Source organism: Burkholderia lata (genome assembly GCF_902499335.1).
Classification (GTDB): domain Bacteria; phylum Pseudomonadota; class Gammaproteobacteria; order Burkholderiales; family Burkholderiaceae; genus Burkholderia; species Burkholderia lata_B.
The window spans coordinates 307411-321896 of the sequence record NZ_CABVQK010000006.1 but is presented as its reverse complement, the minus strand read 5'-3'; the positions used below and the strand labels follow the sequence as shown (position 1 = coordinate 321896).

The 14486-nt window shown below is 57.8% G+C and carries 11 protein-coding genes and 4 pseudogenes; 9 read left to right on the top strand and 6 right to left on the bottom strand.

Annotation, left to right across the window (positions count from 1 at the left end):
• The 4 genes from BCO18175_RS17135 (at window position 1) to BCO18175_RS17120 (ending at window position 4033) form a co-directional block, all read left to right on the top strand.
• On the top strand, window positions 1-519 hold the full coding sequence (locus BCO18175_RS17135) for a phage tail protein (protein ID WP_174982675.1): 519 nt from the start codon (window positions 1-3) through the stop codon (window positions 517-519).
• Window positions 519-1607, top strand: a complete 1089-nt coding sequence (locus tag BCO18175_RS17130; protein WP_174982673.1) for a phage late control D family protein — start codon at window positions 519-521, stop codon at window positions 1605-1607. Before BCO18175_RS17135 ends, BCO18175_RS17130 begins: the two co-directional genes overlap by 1 nt.
• 342 nt (window positions 1608-1949) lie before the next feature.
• Window positions 1950-2858: an MBL fold metallo-hydrolase gene (locus tag BCO18175_RS17125; RefSeq protein ID WP_174982671.1), complete on the top strand. Its 909-nt coding sequence runs from the start codon at window positions 1950-1952 to the stop codon at window positions 2856-2858.
• A 29-nt stretch (window positions 2859-2887) separates the two neighbouring features.
• Window positions 2888-4033 carry a patatin-like phospholipase family protein gene (locus BCO18175_RS17120; RefSeq protein WP_174982669.1) on the top strand — a complete coding sequence of 382 codons (1146 nt, stop codon included), beginning with the start codon at window positions 2888-2890 and terminating at the stop codon, window positions 4031-4033.
• A gap of 137 nt (window positions 4034-4170) precedes the next feature.
• Here BCO18175_RS17120 and BCO18175_RS17115 read toward each other — a convergent pair whose 3' ends face one another.
• From BCO18175_RS17115 to BCO18175_RS17095, 5 genes and pseudogenes are all read right to left on the bottom strand, one after another.
• On the bottom strand, window positions 4171-4509 hold the full coding sequence (locus BCO18175_RS17115; RefSeq protein ID WP_174982667.1) for a hypothetical protein: 339 nt from the start codon (window positions 4507-4509) through the stop codon (window positions 4171-4173).
• A 214-nt stretch (window positions 4510-4723) separates the two neighbouring features.
• Entirely contained in the window at window positions 4724-5233 is a 510-nt protein-coding gene (locus BCO18175_RS17110) for an IS21 family transposase (protein WP_254608108.1), read from the bottom strand.
• 438 nt (window positions 5234-5671) lie between these two features.
• A pseudogene (locus tag BCO18175_RS17105) lies at window positions 5672-6657 on the bottom strand (IS3 family transposase).
• Window positions 6658-6715: 58 nt separating this feature from the next.
• Window positions 6716-6994: a hypothetical protein gene (locus BCO18175_RS17100; RefSeq protein ID WP_174982665.1), complete on the bottom strand. Its 279-nt coding sequence runs from the start codon at window positions 6992-6994 to the stop codon at window positions 6716-6718.
• A gap of 4 nt (window positions 6995-6998) precedes the next feature.
• Complete coding sequence (locus BCO18175_RS17095; protein WP_174982663.1) at window positions 6999-7619, bottom strand: hypothetical protein; 621 nt, start codon at window positions 7617-7619, stop codon at window positions 6999-7001.
• A gap of 99 nt (window positions 7620-7718) precedes the next feature.
• On the opposite strand from BCO18175_RS17095, the gene BCO18175_RS17090 reads away from it, so the two are divergent.
• From BCO18175_RS17090 to BCO18175_RS17085, 3 genes and pseudogenes are all read left to right on the top strand, one after another.
• On the top strand, window positions 7719-8447 hold the full coding sequence (locus BCO18175_RS17090; RefSeq protein WP_254608107.1) for a hypothetical protein: 729 nt from the start codon (window positions 7719-7721) through the stop codon (window positions 8445-8447).
• A gap of 62 nt (window positions 8448-8509) precedes the next feature.
• Window positions 8510-8638, top strand: a complete 129-nt coding sequence (locus tag BCO18175_RS40885) for a hypothetical protein (RefSeq protein WP_302480657.1) — start codon at window positions 8510-8512, stop codon at window positions 8636-8638.
• Window positions 8639-9156: 518 nt separating this feature from the next.
• Window positions 9157-9489: pseudogene (locus BCO18175_RS17085) on the top strand (DUF932 domain-containing protein); the annotation flags it as partial.
• On the opposite strand, the pseudogene BCO18175_RS17080 reads toward BCO18175_RS17085, so the two are convergent.
• Window positions 9472-10112, bottom strand: a pseudogene (locus BCO18175_RS17080) (integrase); the annotation flags it as partial. The pseudogenes BCO18175_RS17085 and BCO18175_RS17080 overlap by 18 nt on opposite strands.
• 1162 nt (window positions 10113-11274) lie before the next feature.
• On the opposite strand from BCO18175_RS17080, the gene BCO18175_RS17070 reads away from it, so the two are divergent.
• The gene (locus tag BCO18175_RS17070) at window positions 11275-12861 is read left to right on the top strand and encodes a glycosyl hydrolase family 18 protein (protein ID WP_174982661.1); all 1587 of its coding nucleotides are present in this window, start codon (window positions 11275-11277) and stop codon (window positions 12859-12861) included.
• A gap of 431 nt (window positions 12862-13292) precedes the next feature.
• Window positions 13293-14409 (top strand): annotated as a pseudogene (locus BCO18175_RS17065) (ISNCY family transposase).
• Window positions 14410-14486: the final 77 nt, after the last annotated feature.

Sequence of the window (14486 nt, the reverse complement as noted above, 5' to 3'; positions counted from 1 at the left end):
ATGTTGGTTTCTTACGGGCAGTTCGTTTTCAGTACGGAAATCGCACCGTTCCATCAGTTTCAGCGTCAGCGAACGTGGAAACACGCGAGCAATTCACGTGTCGGTGCGCGCGATAGCACTCAATACGTCGGGCAGGGTGAGGACACGATCAGGATTGAGGGAATGATTGCGACCGGCGAAATCGGCACGCCGCTTTCGCTCGATATTCTCGAATCGATGGCAGACGTGGGTGACGCGAATGTGTTGGTCGATGGCACGGGGCGCATCTACGGTGCGTTCACCGTGGAGGAATTGAACGAAACACACTCGTACTTCAACGTCCTTGGCGTCGCGTTGAAAATCGAATTCGAGTTGACGTTGAAGGTCGCCGACAACAACGCGTTGGGCGCGACCGTCGACGGTGGATCGCAGAACGAGAAAGCGGCACCAGCGAACGGGAAGGTCGACAACGCGCCAATGTCGGAAGCGCCGCCGTACATCAAGACGGGCAAAGCGAAGCGTGCGAAGAAGGGGAAATAATGTCGACAAGACCGACACGCGAGAAATCGGCGGATGCGGGCCGCATCGTGCCGCAATGCGATTACTGGATTACGCTGGATGGGCGCGACATTTCCCGCAGCATCGCCCCGTATCTGATCTATCTGACGCTGAGTGAATCCCGCGCGGACGAGGCCGATAGACTCGATCTCGTGCTGGACGACACGCGCGGCGATCTGGCGATACCAAAGCGCGGCGTCACGATAAAACTGATGCTCGGGTGGGTCGGTCAACCGTTGGTCGACAAGGGCAGTTTTACGGTCGATGAAGTCGAATTCCACGGCGCGCCGGATCAGATCACGATAAGCGCGCGATCGGCATCCATGACGGGAGCCATGCACGAACGCCGGGATAAAAGTTGGCACGCGCAGACCATCAGCGCGATTGTGAAGGCGGTCGCGGTGCGCCACAAAATGACGCCGGTTGTCGGCGAAGCGCTCGGTAAAATCAAGATCGATCACATCGACCAAACGGGCGAAAGCGACCTGTCATTTTTGACACGCCTCGCGAAGCGGTACGACGCCGTTATGACCGTGAAGGACGGGCGGCTGTTGTTCCTGCCGATCGGTGCGGGTGCGACCGCGAGCGGTAAGCCGTTGCCGACGATTCAGATTCGGCGATCGAGCGGCGATTCGTATCGCTATCACGTGTCGCAGCGCGAAAGCTATTCGTCCGTTCGCGCGCGCTGGCACTCATCGAAGAAGGGGCGTGCGCAGTCGGTCACGGTCGGCGGCGACAACGGCAGCAGCGTGAAGCTATTGCCAGAAACCTACGCGACGCAGGCGGAAGCAACGGCCGCCGCGAAAGCGGAGTACACGCGCACGCAGCGCGGGCAGGCGACGTTCGACATTTCGCTGGCACTCGGCCGTGCCGATGTATACCCGGAAATGCCCGCAACCGCGAAGGGGTTCAAGCCCGACATAGACGAGACGCCGTGGCTCGTGAAGCGGGTAACGTCCCGCCTGGACGGAAATGGCGGGTTCACTACGTCGCTTGAAATGGAGATGCGCGACGATCCGACGACGAGTCGGCACCGGACACACTTTCGGAAGGGAGGGAAATCGCAGTAGGTACAACCTGTCCGGATTGACGGCAGCGCCGCCGGATTCGGCTAGCACGTTTGCAAACGAGGCACAACAGCAATTATCAATCCCGCTGCACTGAAAGTTGCGAAATTTCCCCATATAGTGCATTGACCGCTGACGGAACCCCACATACAGTATTAGCACCTCTGCACGAGAGGGATAATCGATCCGCAGCAGCCCCCACAAAAGGAGACACTGCGCGGCGCTAAATTCAGATCGCTGGTAGCGGAGACATGACTTGATGGAGCACAGCTCTTGGGAGCGGTGTCTCTCCGATTTCGTGTCGCCGCTCGATAACAAGACCTAGCATCTGCACCGGGGTTCCACATGTCTATCGTCAAGAGCTTTTCCGTTGGAAACGGCGACATGTTCTACATCAAGCACAACAGCGATAACTTTACAATTATCGACTGCAATCTCACTGATGAGAACAAGGACGCAATTATCGCCGAGCTGAAACAAGAGTCGGCCAGCAAGGGCATAACTCGCTTCATTTGTACCCATCCAGATCAGGATCACTTTGGGGGTATAGAAATGCTCGATGATGAAATGGCCATCGCGAATTTCTATGTCGTCAAGAATCAGGCCACAAAAGATACGGATTCGGACTCCTTTATACGCTATTGCGAGCTTCGAGACGATACCAATAAGGCGTTCTACATCTATAAAGGCTGCAAGCGAAAATGGATGAACGATGACGACGATACGCGCGGCTCGTCTGGTATCAGTGTTCTTTGGCCGGATATTAATAATTCTGATTTTAAAGAAGCGCTGGAAAACTGCGAAGCAGGCGAGTCATATAACAATACGTCGGCCGTCATTCGATACTCGCTTGAAAACGGAGTAAAAGTGATGTGGCTGGGTGACCTCGAAACGGAATTCATGAAAAAGATCGAGAATCACATCAAACTGGAAAAAACCACAATCGTTTTCGCTTCACATCATGGTCGTGATTCAGGGAAAATTCCTGACTCGTGGCTTGAGAAGCTGGATCCGCAGATCATCGTGATCGGTGAAGCCCCGTCACGGTATTTGCACTACTACACGGGCTACCAGACAATCACCCAGAACAGTGCCGGCGACATCACCATGGAATGCGTGGAAGGTAAAGTGCACTTTTACGTTTCCAATCCGAAATACAGTGGGCCGAGCAACCTCAATGACGAATCGATGGCCAGCTTTTCCAACTACATCGGTAGTCTCGACGTAGAAACGGAATACACGCTCGACTCTTAAGTTAGATGTAATGCTCGCCGGGGTAGCGTATGAACAGTAGTCGCCTCACGCCCGATCAACTTGAAATCGCGTTGGCACTATCAGGTGGGGGCGCGCGCGCAATGGCGTTCCATCTCGGTGTGCTGCGGTACTTGGCAGAGCAGGGTGTGTTGGAGCGCGTTTCGCGAGTTTCGACTGTCTCCGGCGGCAGCTTGCTCGTGGGCCTCATATTTAGCCAGTGCAACATGAATTGGCCGTCGTCCGCAGGCTTCATTGAACAGGTGTACGAGCCGCTTCGTATGCAGATGAGTCGACGTAGCCTCGCCTTCGACGCGATATGCAAACTGGTGATTCCGCACAACTGGCGCTATATATTGTCTCGTGCGAACCTGATCGCCAAATCCCTACGAGGCTGGGGCGTCACACATTGCCTCAAAGACTTACCAATGCGTCCGGAGTGGTCGATCAACGGGACTACAGCGGAGACTGGGCGACGGTTTCGGTTTAAGCGCGACTCCATCGGAGATTGGAAATCCGGGTACGCTTACGGCGGAGAATTCGCACTAGCGAATGCTATGGCGGTGTCGGCAGCTTTTCCAGGATTGATCGGTCCGCTCTCCCTCAAGACTAGAGCATTCTCATGGATGCGTCGTAAGGAATGGGATGCCAGCAAACCACCTGAACCTGTCACGTTGCCCTTTAGGAACCTTCATCTTTATGATGGAGGCGTCTACGACAATCTGGGGCTAGAGCCGTATTTCGATGTCGGCAAACAGCAGCCAAAAATCGCTGGAACCGTCATTTACGTTTCAGATGCAGGAGCCCCACTTGCCGATGGGCGAGCATCCTTCTTTAGCTTGTTTCGGGCGAAGCGCCTCGCCGACATCATGTCGGAGCAGTCGCGGACATTGCGGGTGCGTTCGTTTGTTAACTACCTCGAACGATCAAGCAACGCTGGCGCCTACACCTACATTGCGAGGAAGATTCAAGGTGGAGACCAAGAAAATGCAAAACTCGCACGCGGTTTCCCGACGAATCTCTCACGAATGAAGGTTGAGATTTTTGATGCGATTGCGGGCCACGGATACGCTCTTGCGCAGGACATCGAACGCCAATATGGATTACTCACAAGTTTGAAGAGCCCTGATTGTGCGACGCCAACGGTATCGGCAAGCGATATCGACCGGAATTTATAACGAACCTAGAAAAATACCCGCATGCGCGGGCTTTTCTGTTGAAGTGCATCGCATCAGTTCAGCCCTTAGAAAATGCGACTTCGGCGCGCAGCGCGTCAGCCTCTGTCAGTATTGTTCGGATGATTCGATGGGGATTTCTACCAATGCCGATCAGCAGGGGGCCGTAACAGCCACGTGTAGCATCGCCCGGCCCGGTCGGCCTCGACTTGTGCCGCGTACCACATGGAAAGCAGGACGACGGCGCACGGAAACGTCACGGCGGTTCCGGTGCTGTCGTTCCACCCGAATTCGCTGTTCCAGTAGCACGAGAAATAGCCGCCCGTCGGCATGGCGATACCGCGTGGCTCGAAGTAAAGGCGCGTGCGGACCATCGCGCGAAAATCAGCATCGTGTCGCGATAGCCCGCCGTCGAACGTCATGATCGCGGCGCGCTCATCGAAGAATTCCCACACGTTCGCGTCGTCGTCGAGCTGCATGATCGTCAAAATATCTGTATGTTTGTACAGTATTTGAGTCGCATAAGCCGAAGTCAACGAGCGGCGAAACGATGGAAGGAGGTGGATGCGACGGGTTACAGGCGATGGAAAGCGCGCCGCATGTGCAGCGTCCCCGGAATGGTCATGTTATTTCCCTATTTTTCAGTAGATTGCGTGGCGACGGATCGCACTGCGATGCGCGAATGCGATCCGGTCACTTTTTTTCGTATGCTGGCGGGCCGATCCCGGCCCACATCGGGCCGGACCGCCACATGCGCGGGAGTTCGACGGCCAGCAAGCGCCAGCGCGCCAGCACGGCGGCAAACGTACCTTCGGACTTCGCGCGCCGTACCTTGTCGATAACGTTCCAGCCACGCACGTAATGCGTGAGGCTTCGCTTGCTGGACAGGTGATGTGGCGAATGAACGCCGACCCACGCAAGCATGTCGTCGGGCGTTACGTCCGGGGCGGCCGGATCGGGATCGAGTGTGGCAACGACGGGAGTTTCATCAGCGGCTGACGCCCGACCGATATCCCCAAGCGCTTCGAGCGCAAGCAGGCGTAGCATTTCAATGCGGTGCCACGGGATCGGGGCGCGCCCGGCAAGATAATTGCGCACAGTGCGTGTGCAGCAGCGCAATCGGCGGGCGATTTCGGCTGTCGCTAGACCGTCGATCAGGTCGAGAAACTCCCGCAGCGTGCCGTGGCGTGTTTGGTCAGACACGATGTATTGTGTGGGGCTGCGGAAAGGCGGGCGTAAACTATCGTAAACCCGCGATCTTTGCTCAGACGAAAGCAGCGCCGCAGCCTATGCGAACCATCGGAAAGATAGCGACCTGACTTTACATAACGTGAATTATCGATAGTTTGTGTGTCAGGGCTTTTTAGTAATGTCTGGTTTGGGCTCGTTAGAAATGTCTGATTCCTGCAGTGGGCGAACCTAAAGTTGCTACCTTTTTGGCCCGAAGCCCCACGCTTCCCAATTTTGGTGCGGAAAAATGTCGGGTAGCGTGTTTTGCTTCCACAACCGATGAGCGGTACCAGAGATAGTATTTTTCCGTACACTTTGAGCACGCGCCTGGGGTTCTTCCGGCGCCTGTATGGTGGAGAACCACGGGATGCCTTTGCACCTCTTCGTCGATACTGTGACCTGCCCCCGGTTTTAGTCCGGACTGCAGTTAGAGTCCAAGGTTAAAAACTGCTGCTTTGCATCGTGCGCCAAGGCGAACTGCACCGGCGTCAGATAGCCGAGTGAGCTATGAGGCCGCTCGGTGTTGTACTCGATACGCCATTCCTCAATCAGCCGCTTGGCGTGGCGCATTGAGACGAACCAGTGCTCGTTCAGACATTCGTCACGGAATCGCCCGTTGAAGCTCTCGATATAGGCATTCTCCACCGGCTTGCCAGGCCGAATGAACGACAGCGTGACACCGGCTTCGTAGGCCCATGCATCCAGCACCTTACCAGCGAACTCCGGCCCATTGTCGACCGTGATGGATGCGGGTAAGCCTCGCATCTCCTTGAGCCGCTCAAGCACTTGCTGCACGCGTAGGCCCGGCAATGAAGTATCGACCTCGATGGCCAGGCACTCGCGCGTATAGTCGTCGACCACGTTCAGGCATCGAAACCGCCGACCATAGGCCAGCCCGTCAGAAACGAAGTCCATCGACCAGCTCTGATTCGGGCCTGTTGGTAACGGCAGCGGCGTGCGCTCGACAGCCGCAATACGCTTGCGTCGTCGCTTGCGCACGCTCAGCCCCGCCTTGCTGTACAGGCGCCAGATGCGCTTGTGGTTGGCGAAGCAGCCATCCCGCTGCAACAACACGTGAATCCGGCGATAGCCGTAACGGCGCTTCTGCGCGGCGATCGCCATCATCCGGCCAGTCAGCGCTTCGTCGTCAACTCGGCGGCGTGATTCGTAGTGGAACAGCGAGCGCGAAATCCCTACCAGCCCGCAGGCCCGGGTAACACCCATGGCGCGTTCGGTCATCAAGGTTCGGACCGCTTCGCGCTTGGCCTGCGGGCTTGCTACTTTCGGGCCAACAGGTCCGAGATGCCGTACTTGCGGCACAGCTCCGCCGGCTTCAGGCCAGCCTCGGCTTCCTTCAAGATGCTGATGATTTGCTCTTCGGTGAATCGCTTTTTCATTGCCGTTCCTCTCTGGAACGGACTCTACACCGTCACCGTACTAAACGCGGGGAGCAGGTCAAGCCCAAACCGCCCCCCCAAGATCGATCTGTATTTTTGAGCCAATTGCGTAGGTTTGCTCTCCATTCGATTGATAATTTAAATTTCCATCGGCATCTTTCGGAGTATACAACCCAATCGGACCAGCAGTCTTGGCATCAACCTCCGCTTGATACTGATTTAGATACTGAACCATCAATGGACTGGAGTTGATGTAGTTCAGCGCTTTCGCGGAGATTGTTTGACCGCCCCACATTGTCGCAGCTGCAGAAATTGGGGTTAAATTAACGTCACTCATTCACTTATCCCTTAAATGCTTGATTGACGTTCACCCTTGAGGCACACATCTTTCTTGAAGACGAAAACAAAAAATCGACGGATATATTTTTGCCGGGCAACTTCTCCGCCAAAACCGTCCAAGCAGTCCCCAAGGCGGTAGACGTCACAGACGGGAATCTCCGCAGGATATCCTCTTGCTTAATACATACGCGATCAGAATCGAGGTTGAGTTGAATTCCAGCAGACCGCACCTTTTCACCGTCCATTCGTTCGATTAGATCCGCAAAGCAAGGGGACTTCCCGGCTTTTGACGAATCAACAAACCACGGCATCGACTCAAAAGCATATCTCCTCGCCTTGAATACCGGCTCCGGAGGCATAGTTAAACCGCAAACATTAAAAGATAGCGGAGCGTTAACTATCACCCCTTCCGTAAACGACACTCCAAGTGCATGAGCGTAGAAGGCACGATCCGACAAATCCCCATGATTAATGAGATCACTTATTGCCGCCAAAATTTCATCGGAGGTTTGAGGGGCGACAAAAACTTGGCTCGACGCAACATTTTCCGCACTGGGTACATCTACACTACACCCGGACAAAGAACCAGTCGATACAACTAAAACCATTAGAGAAAAAAACACTCTAAACTTCACAATTACCTCTCGATATCTTGAACACGGCCAGCTACGGCCGTTCCGCCGATGCAATCCCACATCGGTGCATTTCGTTCAGGAGACTTCTTGAATTCCTCCCTCTATACCACCGTGCTGATCGCCCTGGCACTCCTGCTCATCGCGATGTTCGCGTTTGGCTTCTATTGGCTCGCAACCAAAGACCGTCCGGCTCTCCCCAAAACTCCCCCTCCTTCATCCTCGTCGCTCAATACAATAGACGACCATGATGAATGGGAAGCGCTGGCACCGTATCCCGATCATGCGCGGGATGCGCTACATGACTCGGGTTCTGCAACGCAAAACCCTGTCCATCATCCGCAATCGTCGTTCGCGCCACCCAAGCTCCACGAGGTTCCCGTCGACGACGCACCAGCCTTCTCCGAGACGCACCGTCCGTTGCCGTCCTCTGACCACTTCTCCTACGCACCGCAACGGGCGCCCCGCGCCGCACCCAGCCCATCCAACGCCCCCGGCTGTCCGCACTGCGGGTCGACGCGGATCGATACGCTCAATATTGGCCGACGCGCCGGCAGCACGCTCGGCAGCGCGGCCGGTGCAACCAGTGGTGTCGCCATGGCGTTATTCGGCGCAGAAGCCGGGGCAGCAGTGGGTGCGGTCGGCGGACCGGTCGGCGCTGTGTTCGGCGGACTGGCGGGCGCCGTCATTGCCGGACTGCTTGGCGGCGCGGCAGGCTCAGCCGCCGGGTCCGCTGTCGGGAGCGTGCTCGACGACAACGTATTCGACAACTATCGGTGTCTGACGTGTGGTCATACCTTCGGCTCGACGTTCCATTGAATCCAGTCCATGTCGGCTGTTCCTCTCGGCAAGCGCCCTCATCGACTCTCAGGAAGCCAACCATGCTCTCCCCCTTTCCCCTCGACTACCTCGCCGCGTTCGCGCTCGCGTTCATCGGCGGCGCGCTGGTCGCCGCGTGCCACTGCAAGTACGTCGGCAAGATCCGCAGGGAGGTTCCAGCTCATGCGTGACCCTCTGCCGTTCGACGATGAAGAGGAACCCTGGTCCGCCCACGCATCGCAGCCCAGTAACGCTGAAGCGACTCATTACCGTCCCGGCACTGATCCGCTTTGTCCGTGTCCGTATTGCCAGTCTCCACGGACAGAACCACGTCATACCGCGAGACGCATCGGCGGTGCGATCGGCGCCGCGGCGGGCACAACAAGCGCCGTTGCGATTACGTTGTCTGGCGCGGAGGCCGGTGCAACAGCCGGTTTGATCGGGGGCCCATTCGGAGCTGCGTGCGGTGGCATCGCTGGTGCCGTCCTGGCCGGACTCGTCGCCGGTGCGGCCGGATGCGCGACCGGTACCGCATGTGGCGAAGCCATCGATCAGAAAGTGCTCGACAACTGGCGCTGTCTCGCCTGCGGCCGAACCTTCAGCGCTCACCCGCGCTAGCCCTCCCTCGCCTTCCCCCTTTATTGCTTTCATTCCGCTCGGCCTCGGCCGGGCTTTATGCACTGTGATTTTCCAATAGGAGTGTTCTCTCATGCATCTCGTCCAAACCATGGCCTACGTCGGTGCCGAACCTTGGCACGGTCTCGGCAACAAACTCGCTCCCAAACAACCGCTCGAAGTCTGGGCACAAGCTGCCGGGATGGACTGGCGCATTGAAGAAGCTGAAGTACGCTTCGTCGCCGCGGGCGGCCGTAGTCTCGGTTCGATCCACGCGTTTCCGGAACAGAAGGTACTCTACCGCAGCGATACGAAGATGCCCCTGTCCGTCGTATCTTCCCGCTATCAGGTCGTGCAGCCTGAAGAGATTCTGGAGTTTTATCGCGACCTGACGGAGATCGGCGGGTTCCAGCTCGAGACAGCCGGTGAGGAACGCACGGACACTGCGCAAGTCGTCCGCGTTCAGGTAGACGAGCAGCTGCTTACCGATGAGCCCTGTGCTGCAAGCCAGAACGGGGCTCGAATACCGCACACCGTAGCGGGTACCCTGATTCAGATACGCGTGGACACGACAGCGCTTCGCCGACTGCATCAGGCAAAGCGTGCGACGGCGGGGCTCCGACAACCAGTTCACGAGCGTGTGTCGGCCACGGACGAACAATTCCATCGCCTCGAGCGGTGAGACGTTGTTGAGTCCGGTGTGCGGCGTGCCGTTGTAGCTCGCAATTGCGTATTCGACCAACTCTTCGAGCTCGTCGAAGGATACGAACAAGCGCAGATTGCCGTTTGGGTCCGACAATGCGCGATGCAAATCGCGAGGGTGGCTGCCGGTGTAGCCCGGCAAGCGCGAGGACAACCGAGTGGCGATCGTGCCAAAGAACCGCTCGATGTAAGGACGCTCATCCGGACTGTGCTTCGGTCCGGCGCGACCTGACAGCCAACGAACTCGCATAAAGCGGCCAGCGTCTCGGTGGCGAGATTCGCCTTCGCGTTGTCGAGCTTGATGCGCTCCCACGTCACGTACGCCAGCTCCGGCATGCGTTGAGACGGGTGCGCGTAGGAGCGAAAACGCAACCAACCCGCGCGCCGCGACCAGGCAGGGCAGCATGTGCCGCCAGTTATCGATCCAGGCGCGCGCGACCGCGAGGTCGATTGATGTCACCGACCGAACGGGAACGCCATCCAATTCATACTTGGGACGAGCAGCACGGAGCCGCATGTCCGCGAGCGAATCAGAAAGGATGGCCACCTCTTCGCGGTCGGCATAGCGGACCCAAAAATCGGCGAGGTAGCGCTGTCCGTTGAGCGGCACGTAACCCGGCCGCTCACAAAATGATTGGACAGCGGGATCCGTTTCGATGAGCAGCCACAGTTCGGGCGCGCCACGTTGAAACAGCGTCAGTCGGCGATCGAGTTTGAGGCTGAAGGCGTCCAGCCGGGGTGCGCCGCGCGGGCGGCATCGCAACCGGCCGCATCGCGTGCCGGGAATCGTCCATAAGATCAAGGCCTTACGGTCGGGCTTCGAAGCCTATGATGCGAGTTGACAAATTTAATCCGGACATATGCGAATTGACGACATTATTTTGGTAAGAATGTCAATAAAGTCGTCAACTCAGGGGCCGGATGCCTAGATCGGCGGGGATTCTGGAGTGACAGATTTAATTTGCTCTACGTGACGCCGCTTGCGAATCAGTGTGAGCAGATCGGCACACGTAGCGACGTCGGCGGCCGTGAGCCGCGCAATGAGTTGGGGTCGAGCCAGCCCTCGAGCGCGTGCTCGGGCTGCGAGGTCTCAACGAGACTCGCAGCTCTCCGCGCCCTGCTTCCGGTATGGAGGGCGATGCCAGCGCGGATCTCGCGCAGGGCCCCGCCGTGGACATTGTTACGCATTTAAATGCATATCCGTGCCGATGTTCAAGAATACGATGCGCTTCAACAGCGTATTCAGGTTGACTTAACAGTTATCACATTGTCATCGCCAGATTTTTCGGGAAATCGACTAAACGACGCCGAATAGATTTACGCAAGCCAACAACGACATCGAAATCAGTCTTGCAAAAAAGGGGGTGACCATAGATTTTCTGAAGCGCCCCGAAATTCTCCTTGCATTTCCCAAATCCTGGTCAATACTGATACCAATTTAATACCAAATACATACCAAAATAAACCAGGCTTCATCACCGGCATCCGCCGTAAAGCAAAGGAGAATGTAATGCAACGTTCGATTCACCGCCTGTGCCTGCCCCTGATCGGCGCGAGCAGCCTCATCGTGGCCAGCTCTGCGGCCTATGCCCTGCCCAGCTGCAGCGCCTGGCAATCCAGCCAGATCTATAACGCGGGCGATTACGCCTTGTACAACGGCCAAACCTGGCAAGCGCAATGGTGGACGCGAGGGGAAACGCCTACAGCCAGCCAAGGGGCCGTTTGGCAGCAGCGCGCCGCCAACTCATGCGCGCCTATCAGCGGTGGCGGCTCAGGCAGCGGCGTGCCGCCGGAACCCACGCCCACCGTGGGCTACAACGTGGGCTCTTATTTCACCCAATGGGGCATTTATCAGCGCCAGTATTTTGTGAAAAACCTGATGGCCAGCGGAGGCGATAAAAAACTCACCGTGCTCAACTACGCTTTTGGCAATGTCTACGCCAACGGCCAGTGCGGCATGGTTACGGTGGCGGAAAGCGGCAATGGCGATGGCGGCGACGCCTGGGCGGATTACCAGCGCGCCGTCTCCGCGGCGGAGTCCGTGGATGGCCAGGCAGACAGCTGGGACACCCCACTACGCGGCAACTTCAACCAACTGCGTAAGCTGAAACTGAAAAATCCGCAGCTCAAGGTGCTGATCGCCCTGGGCGGCTGGACCTGGTCCAAGAATTTCTCCACCGTAGCCGCCAGCGACGCCAGCCGCCAGGCGCTGGTTTCCTCCTGCATCAACCTCTACATCAAGGGCAACCTGCCGCAACAAGAAAACGCTGGGGGACAGGGTGTGGCGCTGGGCGTGTTTGACGGCTTTGACATCGACTGGGAATACCCGGTGGCCGGTGGCCTGCCCACCAATCATTACAGCGCGGCGGACAAGCAAAACTTCACCCTGCTGCTGGCGGAGTTCCGCCGTCAGCTGGATGCGCTGGGCCAGCAGAACAAGCGTCGCTATTACCTTTCCGCCGCGCTGGGCGCCGGAGTGGACAAAATCCGCAATACCGAACCGAGCAACTACGGCGCTTACCTGGACTGGGCCAATGTGATGTCTTATGACTTCCATGGCGGCTGGGAAGCGCAAGGCCCCACCAACTTCCACTCCAACCTCTACCCGGATCCGGCCAATCCGGCCCAGAACGACGCCAAGTTCTATGATATCGACGACGCGGTGAATGCCCTGGTCAGCGCTGGCCTGGCCCGCAACCGCATCAATGTGGGCATCCCCTTCTATGGCCGCGGCTGGACCGGCGTGGCCGCCGGCCCTAATGGCAATGGCCTGTATCAAAGCGCCACCGGCCCCGCGCCCGGCACTTACGAGGCGGGTTACGAGGACTATCGTGTGCTGGGGGGCCGCGCAGGCGCGCGTTATGTGCATCCCGTCACCAAGCAGCTGTGGAGCTATGACGGCACGCAGTTCTGGAGTTATGACACACCGGATGTGATCCGCACCAAGCTGGGCTATGTCAAAGCCCAGCAGCTGGGCGGCGTGTTCAGCTGGTCATTGGATGGCGACGATATACAAGGCTCACTGCTGTCCACCATGGGCGAGTTGCGCAGCGCCACCGCCGCCACCAAGCCCACCGGGGTGACGCCGAACCGTTAATGCTAGCAAAGCATTTTTAGCTGGAGTCCAGCATGCCGGTCCGCGTGCCCAATCCCTCGCTCAAGGTACGCGGTCTTTTAACGACGCACCGGCATTGTCACGTTGGCGTAGGATAGACACCCGAAGGACGACTCGGTGATCATCCTAGACGCTTTGCTTCGTCAACCCTTCGCATGAAGTGCGGCGCGTGCTCCTGAAGCAACATATATCCGAAAACCTGCGGAAGCATCATGCGCAAGTGAACCCAGTCATCGGTCATCACCGGTGCGAAGGGAGCGTCCCCGAAGCGGCTCCCCGGATGGATGGTCTGGATTCTCTGTTCGTAGAATTCTTCGAAATATTTGAGGCCTTGTCCCGCGGAGAGGCCAAGGGGTTCATCGAAGGTCTTGTATAACCAGTCACCGGCTTCGCGGGAACCTGGATTCTTTAATATGGGCTTGAAGCCCGGCCGTGCAGCCGAACGGCTGGGGCTGACAGTGCGGCAGATCGAACGCCTAGTGACCCGCTATAGGGAATCCGGCGCAGCTGGACTAGCTTCGCGTAAGCGTGGCGGTCCCGGCAACCGTCGCCTGGACCCAGGGGCCGCCGACCGGGCTCTGTCGATCATCCGCGATCGCTACGCCGATTTCGGGCCGACGCTGGCCTGCGAGAAGCTCCGGGAGTGTCACGGCATTCGGCTAGCCAAGGAAACGGTCAGGAAGCTGATGACGGACGCTGGCTTGTGGATTCCGCGCCGACAACGACCGCCGAAGGTCTACCAGCCGCGAGCGCGGCGCTCTTGCCTCGGTGAACTGATCCAGATCGACGGCAGCGATCATCGGTGGTTCGAGGAACGGGCGCCGGCCTGCACGCTGCTGGTGTATGTGGACGACGCGACGAGCCGCCTGATGATGCTGCACTTCACGCAGACCGAATCGACCTTCAGCAACTTCGAGGCAACGCGGGCGTACATCGAACGCCATGGCAAGCCGGGAGCGTTCTACAGCGACAAGGCCAGCGTGTTTCACAACGTGAAGCCGGGCAAGAATGGCAATCGCGTGACGCCGTTTGGTCGGGCGATGTACGAGCTGAACATCGACACGTTCTGTGCGAACAGCAGCTCGACCAAGGGGCGAGTCGAACGAGCACACCTGACGCTGCAGGATCGATTGGTCAAGAAAATGCGATTGCGCGGGATCAATACGGTAGCCAATACCAACGCGTATGCGCCCTCCTTCATCGCCATGTATAACGCTCGGTTCGCGAAGCCGCCGTGATGCGCATCGACCGTTGCGAGACGACGAGAATCTGGACAAGCTGGCGGAGATTGATCAAGGCGCGATCATCGAACACAAACGCCTAAGCCACGTGCTGCAGGTTGCGCAGGCGCTTCAGGCGCAGCGCGATAACCGACGCGCTTCCGGTTCGCCGTCACGCACGAATCAGAGCCTCGAAGTTCGGAAGCCTGAACGTTTCGGCGTTGCGCCAAAACTTCCTGCCGGCATATGGCTGTGTCTTGAGAGTTATGACGTCCGGGCGGCTCTGCCTTCATGCAGATTGGAGTCTTGACGCAGTGTGTTACCGGTTGCCCCTGCGATTGGAAGCCATGCGTAACAGCGCTGCATTGGCAGCACGCAGATCGTGTG